Below are 14,164 nucleotides of genomic sequence, written 5' to 3'. Positions count from 1 at the left end.
GCAGTGGCGGTTCAGCAGGCGGCGGGTCCGGACCCGTATTTTCCGGCCAACGGTGATCACCGGTACCGGGTGCACCGCTACGAACTCGCGCTGGACTACCGGCCGGGGCCGAACCGGCTGGCGGGGACCGCGCGGATCAACGCGATAGCGGGGCGGGCGGCGCTGGCCGAGTTCCAGCTCAATCTCGCCGACTTCAAGGTCGGGCGGGTGCGGGTGGACGGCCGGCAGGCGCACTACACGCATCGGGGCGGGCGGCTGCGGGTGCGGCCCGGCAAGACGGTGCGGGCCGGGGCGGCGTTCACGGTCGAGGTGCACTGGTCGGGCAATCCCAAGCCGGTGAACAGCCCCTGGGGCGGGCTCGGCTGGGAGGAGCTGGTCGACGGGGCGCTGGTGGCGAGTCAGCCGGTCGGGGCGCCGTCGTGGTACCCGTGCAACGACCGGCCGGCCGACAAGGCGTCGTACCAGATCTCGATCACCACGCCGTCCGCGTACGCGGTGGTCGCCGGTGGGCGGCTGCTGACGCGTACGACGAAGGCCTCGACGACCACCTGGGTGTACGAGCAGCCGGCGCCGACGCCGAGTTATCTGGTGGGGCTCGCCATCGGGAAGTACCAGACCGTGCTGCTGGGCGATCCGGGTCCCGGCGGGGTGCCGCAGCACGGGCACATTCCGGCGCATCTGCTGCCGGAGTTCTCGCGGGACTTCGCGCGCCAGCCGCAGATGATGGACCTCTTCCAGGAGCTGTTCGGGCCGTACCCGTTCGAGGAGTACGCCGTCGTGGTGACGGAGGAGGAGCTCGACGTGCCCGTCGAGGCGCAGGGGTTGTCGCTGTTCGGCGCCAATCATGTGGACGGGGCCCGGGGCTGGGAGCGGCTGATCGCGCACGAGCTGGCGCACCAGTGGTTCGGGAACAGCGTGTCCATCGCGGACTGGCGGCACATCTGGCTGAACGAGGGGTTCGCGAAGTACGCCGAGTGGTTGTGGTCGGAGCGGTCGGGCGGGCCGACCGCGCAGCAGCACGCGGCAGCGGCGCATCGGCTGCTGTCGGGGCAGCCGCAGGATCTGAGACTGGCCGACCCGGGGCGCAAGTCGATGTTCGACGACCGGCTGTACCAGCGGGGTGGGCTCGTGGTGCACGCCGTGCGGTGTGCGTTGGGCGACGAGGCCTTCTTCCGGATGCTGCGGGGGTGGGCGGCGCTGCATCGGGGTGGTGCGGTGACCACGGCGGCCTTCACGGCGCATGCGGCCCGATACGCGACCGAGCCGCTGGACGAGTTGTTCCGGGCGTGGCTGGAGGAGCCGGCGCTGCCGCCGTTGCCCGAGCAGGAGGTGCGGATTCCCGTGCGGCCCTCGTTTCCGCCGAGCGGCGCCTGAAGGCGCTTCGGTCAGTGCGGTCGGCGTAGTCCTGCGATGAGGAGCTGGACCAGCGGGCGGGCGTCGTAGCGGGGGTCGCTGTCCGCGCCGATGCAGAGGTTGCCGACGCCGCGCATCAGCTCGTAGGCCGTGAGGTCGGATTGGATCTCGCCGGATTCGGCCGCCGCTTCGAGCAGTTGGGTGCACACGGGCACGAGGCGGTCCAGGAAGTAGGCGTGCAGGGCGTCGAAGCCCGCGTTGTCGGACTGGAGCACCGCGGCGAGGCCGTGTTTGGTGACCAGGAAGTCGACGAAGAGGTCGATCCACTGCGTCAGCGCGGCGTGCGGAGTCGCGCTGCTCGCCAGCAGGGTGGGTCCGGCCTCGGCGCAGGCGTCGACCTGATGCCGGTAGACGGCGATGATCAGATCCGCGCGGGTCGGGAAGTGGCGGTAGATCGTGCCCAGCCCGACGCCCGCCTTGGCCGCGATGTCGCGGACGGGCGCGTCCACGCCCGACGTGACGAAGACCGCGGCGGCCGCGTCGAGCAGTGCCTCCTTGTTGCGTCGGGCGTCCTTCCGCTTGGGCGTGGCCGCGTGCCCCGCGCTCTCGTCGCCGCCGTTCACCGCGCAGCTCCCTTTCGTCATCGACCCCGCAAAGCGGAACGCTGCCCCACATCACCGCCGGAACCAGGTTCCGCTTTGCCTATCATGCCACGGAGGAGCACGGCACCGCGGTGCCGCTGTCCCGAGGGGCCGACCACGTCGCTCGTCAGGAGTTGGGGACCTTGAGCTTGTCCCAGCTGAACTTGCCCGGGATGCCGTCCGCGTCCTTGCCCTTGAAGCCCAGCTTCTGCTGCCAGGCCTGGTAGGAGCGGCGGTCGGCCTCGGTCCACTCGGGGCTGGGGCCCTCCTCGTAGCGGCTGCAGCCCTCGGCGACCAGGCGGCGGCCCATCGCGGTGATGATCGGGGACTTCCGGCCGACGTGGAAGAAGCCGCTGCCGGGGAAGGGCTCGTACTTCGGCTTGGGCTGGGGCTGCGGCTTGGGGTCGGGCGGCTGGGGCCTGCCGCCGAGCCGGTCGCGTATGCGCCCCCGCATGCTGTCCATCGTGAAGCCGCGCGGGTCCACCTTGCCCGGCTGCCACTCCTTGTGGCCGATGACCGAGCGTTCCGACCAGCCGTGGTGGCGGCAGATCGCGGCCGACACCTTCTCGATGGCCTCCTTCTGCGCCTCCGGCCACGGGTCCTTGCCGTTGCCGAGGTTGACGCACTCGAAGCCGTAGAAGTGCCGGTTGCCGTCGGTGTCGGCCTCGTTGTCGGGCGGCAGCTTCGTCTCGTTGACGACAGCGCGCAGGACGTCGCTGTCACCCAGGCCCGCGTGGTTGGCACGGCCGTTGCCGACGAGGTGGACATGGCCCTGCTTGTCGATGACGCCGTGGCAGAGCGGGCCGGGAAGGCTGGAGTAGCCGTCGTAGCAGATGTCGACGGAGGCGGCGGTGCCGGAGGTGACGGTGTGGTGGATCATCACACCGTTGACGGGACCCCAGGGGCCCTTGCTGTTGCGGTTGTGGGTGCGCCAGTTGCGCACCTCGTGGACCGTCAGGCCCTCCGCACGGAGGATCTCCACCATCTTGGACGCGCTCAGTGGCTTGGCCATCAGTTGTCTCCTTCCACGGCTGCCTCCGCCTCGGCGGTCGTCTGCGACCGGCTCTCGGCCACCTGTTCCTCGCGGCGTGCCTGGTGCTCGGCCGCGAGCGTCGCCTCGTCGGCGGCGGGCATGCTGCCGGCCAGCGGGCCGAAGGCGAGGCGCAGATCGACCGCGCTGCCCTCGCCCTTGATCAGGGCCAGCGGGGCGTAGTGGCGGGCGATGCCGGACGGGGCCTGCAACAACGGCCGACGCGCCGGATCGGTCGGCCACTCGACGCTGCCGGTGGCGGTGCGGGCGGGGATGATCCAGTGGTCGCCGGTGCGGTAGGTGCCGCCCTTGGCGAAGTGGACCTCGACGCCGTCCTCCAGGGGCAGCCACTCCCCCTCGGTGACCGGGACGGCGCCGCCGCGCAGGGCGGTCGTACGGCCCTTGCGGCGGGGGCCCGCCTGGTGGTCCCAGCGGCGCAGGAAGGGGTGGAGGTGCGGGAGCCGGCCGACGCCCGGCGCGGGTTCGGCGGAGAGGCGGACGCGGCGGCCGGGCAGGTCGAGTTCCTCGACCCGCAGCAGCGGCAGGGGTTCGAGGCGGGAGGCGTGGGCGGTGTCGGTGAACTCGACGTGGTCGCCGACGTCCAGGTCGAGCTTGTCGTCGTGCCCGAGGGTCGCCAACTGCACCCAGGTGCCGTCGAGTTCGTCGACCGGGAAGACCACCGAGCCGTTCTCGCGGGACCACTTGAAGGTGGCGTCCTTCGCCTCGCCGCCGGCGTGCACCTCGACGCGGTAGAGCTGGTTCTCCGGACCCCGGTAGCGGGCGTCGGGCTTGACCAGGCAGGGGTCCTCGTCGGCGTGATCGGGGCGTTCGCTGCGGGCGGCGAGGCGGGCCGAGGGAGCGGACTGGCGCTGCGCCCAGCGGGCGAACGCGGCGCGGACGACCTCCTTGGACGGGTCCGCCTCCTCGATCTCCAGCGCGGCCAGCGACAGCGGCAGCACCTGCCAGACGACCTTGACGCGGGCGGCCGTGTCCGGCATCGCCGCGCCTAGGGCGACCTCGCGCAGCGCCGGGTCCTCGGCGGCGGTGACCGAACGCTCCCAGACGTGCAGGTAGGCCACGAACGGCGACTGCGCGGGCGAGGGCAGCCGGTCGCCGGGCTTCTCCGGGTCGCGGAAACCGTCGGGCTGGTCCCAGTACGTCCAGTGCCCGAGGGATTCCGGGGCCTCCTGGTCGTCCTCGTCGAGGACCGGGACGCCGGGTGCCGGGCGGGACGCGTCGCAGAGGATGCCGTCGACGTAGTAGCGGCCGCCGTGGATGTGCAGGGTGTCCAGGTCGTGCTTGCCGCCGACGTAATCGATGCGGAAGCCGGCCGCGTCGCGCGGGCCGCCGTGCGGGCCGATCAGGTCGGCGGCGAGGGTGCGGGCCTGGTGGAGCTGGATCGCCGTCTGCTCGTTGGTGTCGGCGTCGAGCTGGACGCGGCCCTGCTGGGCGACGACCGCGGAGTAGTGCCGTTCCGGGCGGAACGTGAGGCGGGAGAGGTCAGCGTGCATGAAGGGGGTCCCCCTGGTTCAGGAAGGTTCGGGCAGGTCGTGCGGGAGTGCCGCTCACGTCACGAAGAAGATCCCGGCGTCCGTGCCGGCCGGTGTGTACTCGGCGAGGCGGGCGCGCAGGCCGTCCTCGCGCTGCGGCCGGTACAGGTCGTGGAAGGAGCCCATCTCGGCGCCGTCGTCCGCGCCGCGCCGGAACTCCGGCGGGCAGCGGTCGGCGAGCAGGCCGTACCAGGGCGTTCCGTAGCGCTGGGAGACGAACAGCGGCCGCACCCCGGCGGACAGGTCCGGTTGGCAGCGGTACCTGCGCGGCGTACGCGATCCCGGAGGGACGTACGAGAAGCGCAGACAGCCGATGCCGCGGCGGGCCACGTGCAGTCGTCCGGTGAAGACGGAGTTCTCGGCGATGCGGACGGCGTGCGTGTGGATCTCGCCGATGACGGTGGTGCGGTGCAGATGGAGCACCGCGTGGGCGTGGCGGCAGTCCGGGGCGGACAGGGCCTCGCGGTCGTCGGCGGTGGCGTCCAGGACGCTGTCGCGCAGATGGATGTCGAGGGGCTCCTCGCCGACCTCGTCGCCTATGACCTCGATGGTGCCGAGGATGCTGTGCTCGACCTGAAGGCAGGCGGTGGTGCGGTCCAGGACGATGCTGGGCTCCTCGGGCGAGTGCGGGTCGCACTCGGGCTCCAGGGACCAGCCGGGGACGAGGGTGGAGTGCCGGACGACGACCGCGCCCATCGGCCCGGTGACGTTGATGCCGCGCCCGGCGACGAGGAGGCCGTCGAGGGTGACGCGCGGGCGTTCGTGCGGGGCGCAGTCCTCGGAGACGGCACGGATGTTGAGGGCGTCGGGGCGGTTGCTGTACCAGTCGAGCAGGCGGACGACCGGGCGGGTGCCCTCGGCGGCGCGCAGTTCGAGGCGGTCGCCGGGGTCGAGGTCGAAGTCGAGCTGCTCCTGGTAGGCGCCGCTGTGGGTGATCTCGATGATGCCCTCGGGGCCGGTACGGTCCGCCCGCCGGTCGTGCTGCCAGGCCCGGTAGGCGTCCATGATCTGCCGGTACGGCTGTCCCGGTCCGACCCGGTAGAACGTCGCGTCGGGGCGGGGTCCGCGGTCGTCGCGGGCGTACTCGCCGCCGCCCATGTCGGCGGCGGACGCGTAGTGGTAGTCCACCCAGACGCCCTGCCGGGGCGCGCTGCGCGAGCCGAAGGCGATCCGGCCCAGCTCGGGGTCGACGGCCACCTGGCCGCGCTTGGGGCGGTACCGCCAGTCGGACAGGTCGGCGACCACGATGTCGGACGGCGGGACGGGCTGGTCCTCGCCGTCGCGCCGGATGACGAAGCTCTTGCCGGGGCCGTAGTAGTCCAGCAGCCGGTCGTGGAGCTGACGGCGGCGGATGAACGCCGGGACGTTGTCGATGGTCGCGATGTGGGTGGGCGACGGCTCCGGGAACGGCTTGGTGACCAGCGGGGTGTCGTTGCCGAGGATCGAGAAGGTGTAGAGGTTGCGGGCCCGGTCGATGCAGTACGCCGGGGACGACGTCAGCGAGTGCGACTTCAGCCGCCAGACGAACAGCGCGACCCCGGCCGGGGTCCAACCGCCCTGCCGCCGCCCGGAGTCGGCCCGGCGGACGTCGACCGTGCGGGCCGTGGCGCCGAACGGGCCGCCCGCGAGGTCGAGTGCGGCGCCGTCGCGGAGGTCGGCGAGACGGCCGCGTTCGGCGCGGTGGGCGCCGGTGGTGCCTGTGGTGCTGATGGCGCCGGTGGTGCCGGTGGTGCCGGTGGTGCCGGTGGTGCCGTGCAGCTTGACCGGCTGGGTGTGCGCCACCAGCCGGGACAGCTCGACCGCGCGCGCCGGCCAGTCGGCGACCCGCTCGGAGAGTTCCTCCAGCAGGTGGAGCGTGCCCTTGCGGCGGCGGTTGGCGACGGTGGCGGCCACGTCGGCGCGCGGGGCGACCGCCTCGGCGAGGGCGGAGCGGCCGCCGTCGTGCAGGCCGGTGGTCAGGACGCTCCCCCAGCCTCCGGCCGGGGGTACCCCCATCTCGCTTCGCTCGTAGCCGGGCAGGGTGCGGTAGCCGACCAGGTCGCCGAGGTACGGCAGCACCCAGGGGTCCGCCGTCTCCACGAACAGGTCCTCATAGCCCTGCGCCACGCCGTCGCGGACGCGGTCGAGCTGCTCGGTGACGACGGCGAGCAGCGCGCGCAGCGGCTCGCCCTCCTCGGCGTCGCGCAGCCGGTGCCAGCGGGGCAGCAGCGCGGCGAGCGCGTCCGGATCGCGGGAGCTGTCGAACCGGTCGTCCCGGGACATCACTTGACCTCCGTCAGAATCAGGGTGTCCGCGGCACGCGGCGACAGCAGGGCGAGCTGGGCCGGGCGGATGCCGCGGAAGACGTACACCGAACGGCCCTTGGGCAGGCGCCGGGTGTCGGTGATGTCGGGGTTGAGGCGCAGGAGTTCGGCGAGCGGGATGCCGTGGCGGGCGCACACCGAGGTGAGCGTCTCGCCTTCGTCGGCGCGGACGGTGTGGATCTTCTCGTCGTACGCCGCCGGGTGCGCCGGGACCTGGGGTTGCGGCGTGCCGGGGCAGGCGGTCAGCTGTTCGGGGGCCGCCGAGGCGGGGACGCCGGTGAAGACGTCGACGTCGATGTAGTCGACGCCGGGCACGCTGTGGGCGGTGGCCAGCACCTCGGAGAGGCGGGCGGGCCGACCCAGCTCCCGTCCCTCGAAGCCGAGTCGGCGCAGCAGGGCCTGGCGCAGCCGCGGCTCGACGACCTCCCAGGCGTGGTCGGGGGCGAGCTTGACCTTGGCGGACAGGAGCAGCAGGACCAGTTCGCGGACGTCGACGCGGACGGGGAGGTTCGGGTCGCCGTACTCGGTCAGGGCGCCGCGCAGGGCGCGCAGGGTGTCGGAGTCGTCGGCGATCGGCACGTCGTCCGTGCCCGCGACCGTGACGTGCAGCACCCGCCGCCTGCCGTCGAAGAGTTCACGCGCCGCCGCCCGGCCGATGCCGGCGCGGGAGCGGGCGAAGTCCTCGTAGTCGCCGGCCGAGACCAGGCGGTCCAGGGCGGAGACGGCGAGCGGAATGGTACGGCGGGTCAGGCCGGGCCCGTCGGCGTCCGAACCGCCGGTCGCGGGGCGCGGGTTGGTGACCGCGGAGACGCCGAGCGGGCGGGTGAGGGCCTGGGTGATGCGGTCGGCGGCCACGTTGGCGGCGCGGCCGGTGCCGAAGCGGTAGCGGGCGCGCACGTTCTCGTGGCCGGTGGGCAGCCGGGCGCCGTTCACACCGTCGCCGAAGGTCACCGTCGTCCGGCCGTCGGCGGTGCTGCCGGTGATGTAGACGCGCTCGCGCGGGCCGCGTCCGGCGAGGCTGTCGACCTCGTGCCAGAGCACGCCGTCGACCCGGACCTCCAGGACCGGCTTCGCGCCCAGCGGGTTGGTGTCGGCGAGCCAGGTGAGCGGGGTCTGCCACAGTGCGAACGTCTGGTTGACGCGGTCGGAGTCGCCGCTGCCGATGGCCTCCTCGCGGCTCTCGCCGTGGGTGGCCTCGACGACGTTGCCGAGGATCCGCACGGTGTCGCGCCGGTAGCGGTGGGCGAGGTCGGCGGTCAGGGTGAGCCGGGTGTGGACGTGGTCGCCGGGGAGCTGGGGGTCGACGGCCGGGTCGGCGGCGGCGATCACGGCGACTTCGGTGGCCCGGACGCCGGGGAGGTCGCCGCGCTCGCCGGTGACCATGAGGGTGCGGCCGGGGCGCAGTCCGTCGTACAGCTCGGCCAGTTCGATCTCGTTGCCGTGCACGTCCTCGCCGAGCGGTTCGTCGGCCGGGCGGAGCGGCTCTCCGGCCGCGTGCACGGTGGTGTCGCGGATGTGCGACAGCAGCACGTCGAACTCGTCCAGCCAGGGGTCGGCGAGGGTGAGTTCGGTGCCGCGTCCGGTGATGCCGTAGTTGCTGTACGCCGCCGTACGCGCCGCCACGACCTGGGTGGTGACGAAGGCGAGCTTGGCGGCGCCCGGCACCGAGGTCCCCTTCGCGGGGCGCCGGATCGCCACCCAGCTGCCGACGGTGATGCCGGTGTGCACGGTGTCCAGCTGGAGCACCCGGCGGTTGAGCGGCTCTGGCTTGCTCGCGACGACCACCTCGACGTTGGGCTCGGTGGTGCCCACCGTGTAGCGGACGCTGACCTCGTACTCGCCGTGCGTGAACTGCTCCGACGTGTTGGGTCGCAGGGCGATCTGCTCGGAGGTGCCGTTGTGCACGCCGACGTGGACCAGGCCGTCGTTGTCCGGCCGGGACACGAACAGGGTGCGTTCGGGCAGGCCGGAGTGGAGGCGGGCGGTGACGCCGGGTTCCTGGGAGTCGGTGGGGCGGCGGTTGAGCCAGTTGAGGTCGCGGTCCTGGCCGCTGCGGGTGGACAGCTCGACCTGGCCCGCGCCCAGCGGGAAGTCGACCGGCTGCGGCACGGGCAGGTTCTCGGCGCGCTGGTCGGAGCTGCTGCCCTCGACGTACTGGAACTCCGCCCGGACCGGCACCTTGCCCGCCGGCTCGTAGACGACCCGCAGGGTGGTCAGGACGGCGCCGGTGAGCGGCCAGTCGGCGGTGCGGATGACCCGGCCGCGGTCGTCCTGGACCGGCTTCAGCGGGGCCGTGGCGCCGAAGGGGGCCGCGGTGACGCGCATCGCCAGCAGCTCGCGCAGGAGCTGCGGGGTGCCCGGGGCGGCGGCGGTGCGCCAGGCCGGGTAGAGGGTGCCGAGGCCGGGGTTGAGGGCGGTGAGGAGGCGGGCGGGGTCGGTGGCGGGGCGGGGGGTGTGGGCCGTGGTCCGCCGTGTGGTGGTGCGCGTGCGCAGGGTGGGGAGGACGGAGGCGAGGGTCCGGAGGGCGGCGTGCCGGGGGTCGGTCTGCGGGGCGGTCTGCGGGCCCGACCGCGCGCCGGCCTCTGGATCGGTCTGCGCGGCGGTCTGCGGATCCGTCCGCGCGTCGGTCTGCGCGCCGGTCCGTGAGTCTGTCGCTTTCGTGCGCGCCTGGTCGGGCTCGACCGACTGGGCGGGGGCCAACTCCAGTGCCCGCTCGGCGAGTTCCGCGAGCACCGCCTGAAGCTGCTCGAACCACGCGGCCACGTCCTCGTACGGCGTCGCCAGCACCTGTGCCTCGCCCAGCCGCTCGATCGGCTCGGCCAGGCGGGCCGCGAGCCGTTCGGGGGTCTTGACGGTGTCCAGGTCTGCCCGAAGGGGGGCCAGGACCTGGTCCTCGACGTCCTCGATCAGACGGCTGACCGGGCGTGGGTTGGGCACCTCGGGCGTGGGCGGCTCGTCACCGGGCTCGCCCGGGGCGGCGGGCGCGGCGGTCCAGCGGCGTACCTCGTCGACGAGTTCCTTCAGCGTCGGCGGGGCCGACTTCGGCAGGGAGATCGCCGTGACGTCGTCCTCGCGGTCGACGCGCGCCTTCGCCACCGGCAGCAGCTTCCGTTCGCCGCCCGCCGGCTCGCCGAAGACGAACAGCAACTGGTCGCCGGTCTGGAGGGAGTTGGCGGTGCCCTGGACGAACAGCTCCGAGCGGCGCTCAAGGTCCCCGGGCGTGACAAGGACGGGGCGCCGGCGCCGTACCTTCAGCTCGTTGAAGTCCCAGCGGGCCGTCAGGTCGCGGCTGGTCTCGAAGGTGAGGGACTCCTCGGTGGCGGAGGCCGGCACGCTGTGGCTGCGGGCGCCGCGCGGGATGACGACCGGCAGCGTCTCGGCGCGCGGGTCGCGTTCGAGGGTGTACGCCAGGTGGGTGGAGGCGGCGACACCGGGGCGCGGCCGGTGGCCGACCAGGCGGCCGAGCAGGGCCAGCGAGCGGTGCTCGTTGGCGGTGCGGATGTAGGCCTCGTCGGCGATCCGTTCGGAGTGGAAGGTGAGCAGGTCGCCGAGGACGGCGGTGGCGTCCAGCAGGCCGATCGCCGGGTCGTCCGGGGTGCGGACGGTCAGCCCGTTCAACGCCGGGTAGGCGGGCGAGGCGAGCCGGTCGAGGAGGGCGGCCAGGAAGGAGCCGTACTCGCCGACGCGGTAGTCGAGCGCGGTGCGGCCCGGCGGATTGTGCGGCGGGGCCGGGGCCAGGCGCTCGTCGTGGCCGCCGCACGCGCCGCCGCAGGAGCAGAGCTCGCTCACAGGGCACCTCCCAACGTGATCGCCAGCCGGCCGTTCTCCGGCCGGTCGGGGTCGTTGTCGCAGATGGCGATCTGAAGCGGGCCGAGCCGCAGCACGCCGTCCTCCCTCTCTCCTCGGTCCTGCTCGAACAGCCGCCGCAGCCGCGTGACCTGCACGCTCTCCACGCCCGGGACGGCCGCGGCGACGGCGACCAGCCGGCTCAGCCGGACCGGTTCGCCGAAGGTCAGCGCGTCGGGGTGGAAGAAGCCGCCCCGGCCGGCGCCGAGCACCCGGTACAGCTCGGCGAGGATCTGACCGTGCTGGTGGCCGGGCGCGGCGCACACGGTCAGTTCGATGTCGAGCGGCACCGGACGGGCGGGGCCGACGACGAGGTCGTGGCCGATGCGCCGGTACGGCTCCAGGGCCTGCGTCACCGACGCGAGCAGCTCGGGCGACGGGGTGCCGTCGCCGTACGCGTCGATCGCGATGTGCGCCTCCTGGACGCTGCCGGTCCAGCGCAGCTCGGCGGCGGCGCGCTGCACTGAGGGCAGGGCGGCGGCGAGGGCGGCATAGTCGTCGGCGGTGACCGCGCGCAGGCGGGTGCGGCGCAGGTCGAGCGGGGCCAGCTGGCGTACCTGCTCGACGGGTTCGGGTTCGGTGCCGCCGGTGGCGGGCAGCGGGTTGCGGACCACGGCGGCGGGCGGGGCCTCGCAGTCGGCGGTGACGACGAGGTGGTTGATGGCCTCCGCGCCGACGTTGCCCGCGCTGCCGCCGCCGAGGCGGTAGTGGATGCGCAGCCGGTCGCCGGGGGTGGGGCGGGCGCCGTGCCGGCCGTCGCCGAAGCGCAGGGACAGGCGGCCGTCGTCCTCCAGTTCGCCCACGAAGTGGCGGTCGCGGGGGCTGCTCGCGAGCAGGTCGCGGCGCGGCTCCCAGGTGTCGTCGTGCGCTTCGACGCGTACGGCGGGCAGGGCGCTTCGCGGGTCCTGGGTGAGGGCCGCGGTCGCCGGGCCGCGCAGCACGGGCTCGTCGGGGTGCAGTCCGGCCGCGTACGCCGGGCCCCAGCTGTGCGCGATCTCCCACGCGATGTGCCCGTCGAGGACCGTGCCCGCGCGAGCGCGGGCGGCGAGGACCTCGACGCGGCGGAGCTTGGCGTCGAGCAACTGGTCGCTGCGGTGCAGCAGTTCGCGCAGGGCGCGGACGGGGTGCAGGCGGAGTTCGAGGCGCTCCAGGGTCTTCAGGCCGAAGACGACGGCGAGTTCGGAGATCTCCTGGTCGCCGAGGCCGTCGCGGTCGCGGGCGCTGCGCCACAGCTCGACGAGCCGCTGCCGGATCCGGCCCGGGATCGCCGCGATCCGCTCGGCCTGCCCGGCGGCCACGGCCCCGGGGTCGGGGAACGGCACCGCCTGGGCGACGGGCGCACGGCCGAGGACGGGCCGGAAGCGGGGCCGGATGCCGGGGTAGACGGACTGCGCGAGCAGCGTCCGCAGGGCGGCGGCCTGGGCGTACGCCGTCCCGGGCACGACCTTCTCGTGCCGCTGGCCCGCGCTTTCCAGGCCGAGACCGGCGCGGGTGGTGGCGGCGAGGCCGACGATCTCGAAGAGTTCGCGGACGTCGTCGGCGCCGAGGGCCTCGCCCGACTCCGCCTTGTCGGTCAGGGCGTTGATGAGCCGCGCGGGCGCGTTGCCCTCGGTGCGGTCGACGCAGCCGAAGGCGGGCGGGTCGCAGGGGGCGACGACGGCGGGCTCCGGCGGCACGGTGACCGTCTCCGGGGCGGGCAGGGTGCGGCCGTGGTCGACGAGGACGACGTTGCCGCGGGCGAGGGTGACGTCCTCGACCGGCAGACAGTCCCGGCCGCCCCGGGTGGCGAGGCAGAACGGGCGGCGCAGGGCGTCCTCCGCGGCCCAGGTGACCTCCAGGACCGGCTGGTCCTCGATGCGGTCGACGGCCGGGGTGACGGAGGTGAGGCGGACCGCCTGACGGTGGCCGGGGTCGGCGTCGCCGGGGGTGCCGGTGCGCGGGCCCTTGACCTCCTCCAGGACGAGCAGGTCGCCCGGCCGCAGGTCGAGGCGGCGGTCCCGGCAGGTCTCCGGGTCCACCCACGCGTCGCGCAGGGTCGCCGACGTGGCGCCCTTGGGCAGGTCGCACACTTCGCCGCCCCACGTCCACAGCCGGATCGCGTTGTGCGCGACCCGCAGGTCCAGGGGGTCGGCGGCGACGACCGGTTCGAACACCTCGACCGAGCCCCGCTCGTCGAGGTCGGCGAGGTCGCCGTCCTCGATGACGGTGCCCGGCTCGGGGCGGTCGTGCGGGTCGAGGGTGCGCACGTCGACGGAGGCGAACCGGTACGTGCCGGGGGCGAGCGTGTGGTCACCGGCGGTCTCGACGGTGACGTAGGCCCGGGCGGTGCAGCCGTCGTGCATCGCGTAGTCGATGAGCCGGACGTGACGGCGTACGGAGACCCGGCGGCGGGCCGTGTCCAAGTACGCCTCCGTCGCCACCGCGTCCTGCTGGTAGCTGATCTGGTCGCCGGTGTACGCGAGTAGCTCGACGAGGGTGGTGCCGAGGTCGGCGGGGTTGCGTTCGCGCCAGTCGGGGGTGGTGAGGGCGAGCCGGTCCAGCAGCAGCTTGCGGATGGTGTCGTAGTCGCGCGCGGTGTAGTCGACGACCGGGGCGTCCGGGAACTCCGGCCGCTCGTCGTGCCCGTCCTCGCAGTCGAAGGGAGTCGGGCAGTCTGGCCGGAACAGGAAGGTCGCGCTGTGGTAGCGCTGATCGAAGCCGCGGAAGGGTTCGGTGCCGGGGCGGCCGTACGGGTCGGTCTCGACGAGGGAGAGGCGGTAGCGGGAGGTGTCGCCCGCCCGGTCGAGGGTGACGTAGAGGCGGTCGTCGAGCTCCGGGTCGTCCTCGCGTTCGACGCTGACGTCGACGGCCGTGATGTCGGTGATGCGGCGGCCGCCGTCGACGCGGACGTTCTCGGGTGTGAGGCCGTGCGGGGCCTTGCCGAGGAAGGTGACCGTGAGCAGCAGCCCGTCGTCGCTGACCTCGACGGAGTCGATGCCGCCCAGCTGGGCGGCGCGCACCTTGGAGCGGCGGGACGTGGTCGTGCTCGTCATGCGGCGGCCCTCCCTTCGAAGACGTCCTCGCGTCGGGCGCCGGTGGCGCGGACGGCGTAGGCGAGGTGGACGCGGACCACGTGGTCCTCGCTGGTCACGTCGAGGGCCTCCACGTCGATGAGGTCGCCGAGCCAGCGCTGGAGCGAGGCCTGGACGGAGAGCTCCAGGGTGTGGATCAGCTCCGGGCTGTTGGGGGCGAAGACCAGGTCGAGCAGGCCGCAGCCGAAGTCGGGGCGCATGACGCGTTCGCCGGGGCTGGTGAAGAGGAGCTGCTCGATCAGGTCGTGGATGTGTTCGGCGGGGGTGGCGTGGGCGGTGCGGCCGCGGCGGTCGGGGCGGAAGGGGAAGGCTATGTCGGTGCGGGGGCGGGTACGGGGGCTCATCGGGCGGCTCGCAGGGTGGCTCGGGC

General features: G+C 73.8%; 8 protein-coding genes. 1 reads left to right on the top strand and 7 read right to left on the bottom strand.

Annotated features, from left to right (window positions below; genetic code table 11):
• Positions 1-3 precede the first annotated feature (3 nt).
• Positions 4-1,374: a M1 family metallopeptidase gene (locus I2W78_RS33005; RefSeq protein ID WP_196463910.1), complete on the top strand. Its 1,371-nt coding sequence runs from the start codon at positions 4-6 to the stop codon at positions 1,372-1,374.
• Between the two features lie 11 nt (positions 1,375-1,385).
• On the opposite strand, the gene I2W78_RS33000 is transcribed toward I2W78_RS33005, so the two are convergent.
• The 7 genes from I2W78_RS33000 to I2W78_RS32970 all read right to left on the bottom strand — a co-directional run bounded on the left by I2W78_RS33000 (position 1,386) and on the right by I2W78_RS32970 (position 14,138).
• Positions 1,386-1,997: a TetR/AcrR family transcriptional regulator gene (locus tag I2W78_RS33000; protein ID WP_196463909.1), complete on the bottom strand. Its 612-nt coding sequence runs from the start codon at positions 1,995-1,997 to the stop codon at positions 1,386-1,388.
• Between the two features lie 124 nt (positions 1,998-2,121).
• A complete protein-coding gene (locus I2W78_RS32995) occupies positions 2,122-3,006 on the bottom strand; it encodes a peptidoglycan-binding protein (protein ID WP_196463908.1) in 885 nt (294 codons plus the stop codon).
• Positions 3,006-4,535, bottom strand: coding sequence for a DUF6519 domain-containing protein (locus tag I2W78_RS32990; protein WP_196463907.1), 1,530 nt, complete (start codon positions 4,533-4,535; stop codon positions 3,006-3,008). The genes I2W78_RS32995 and I2W78_RS32990 overlap by 1 nt, the downstream gene beginning before the upstream one ends.
• A gap of 54 nt (positions 4,536-4,589) precedes the next feature.
• Positions 4,590-6,836, bottom strand: a complete 2,247-nt coding sequence (locus tag I2W78_RS32985; RefSeq protein WP_196463906.1) for a hypothetical protein — start codon at positions 6,834-6,836, stop codon at positions 4,590-4,592.
• Positions 6,836-10,666: a putative baseplate assembly protein gene (locus tag I2W78_RS32980; protein WP_196463905.1), complete on the bottom strand. Its 3,831-nt coding sequence runs from the start codon at positions 10,664-10,666 to the stop codon at positions 6,836-6,838. Before I2W78_RS32980 ends, I2W78_RS32985 begins: the two co-directional genes overlap by 1 nt.
• The gene (locus I2W78_RS32975; RefSeq protein ID WP_196463904.1) at positions 10,663-13,755 is read right to left on the bottom strand and encodes a putative baseplate assembly protein; all 3,093 of its coding nucleotides are present in this window, start codon (positions 13,753-13,755) and stop codon (positions 10,663-10,665) included. Before I2W78_RS32975 ends, I2W78_RS32980 begins: the two co-directional genes overlap by 4 nt.
• A complete protein-coding gene (locus I2W78_RS32970; protein ID WP_196463903.1) occupies positions 13,752-14,138 on the bottom strand; it encodes a GPW/gp25 family protein in 387 nt (128 codons plus the stop codon). The genes I2W78_RS32975 and I2W78_RS32970 overlap by 4 nt, the downstream gene beginning before the upstream one ends.
• Between the last annotated feature and the right edge of the window lie 26 nt (positions 14,139-14,164).

Origin of the sequence: Streptomyces spinoverrucosus (genome assembly GCF_015712165.1) — a bacterium.
In the GTDB taxonomy this organism is placed as follows: domain Bacteria; phylum Actinomycetota; class Actinomycetes; order Streptomycetales; family Streptomycetaceae; genus Streptomyces; species Streptomyces spinoverrucosus_A.
The sequence above is the reverse complement of the archived record's forward strand: the minus strand, read 5'-3'. Positions and strand labels throughout refer to the sequence as shown.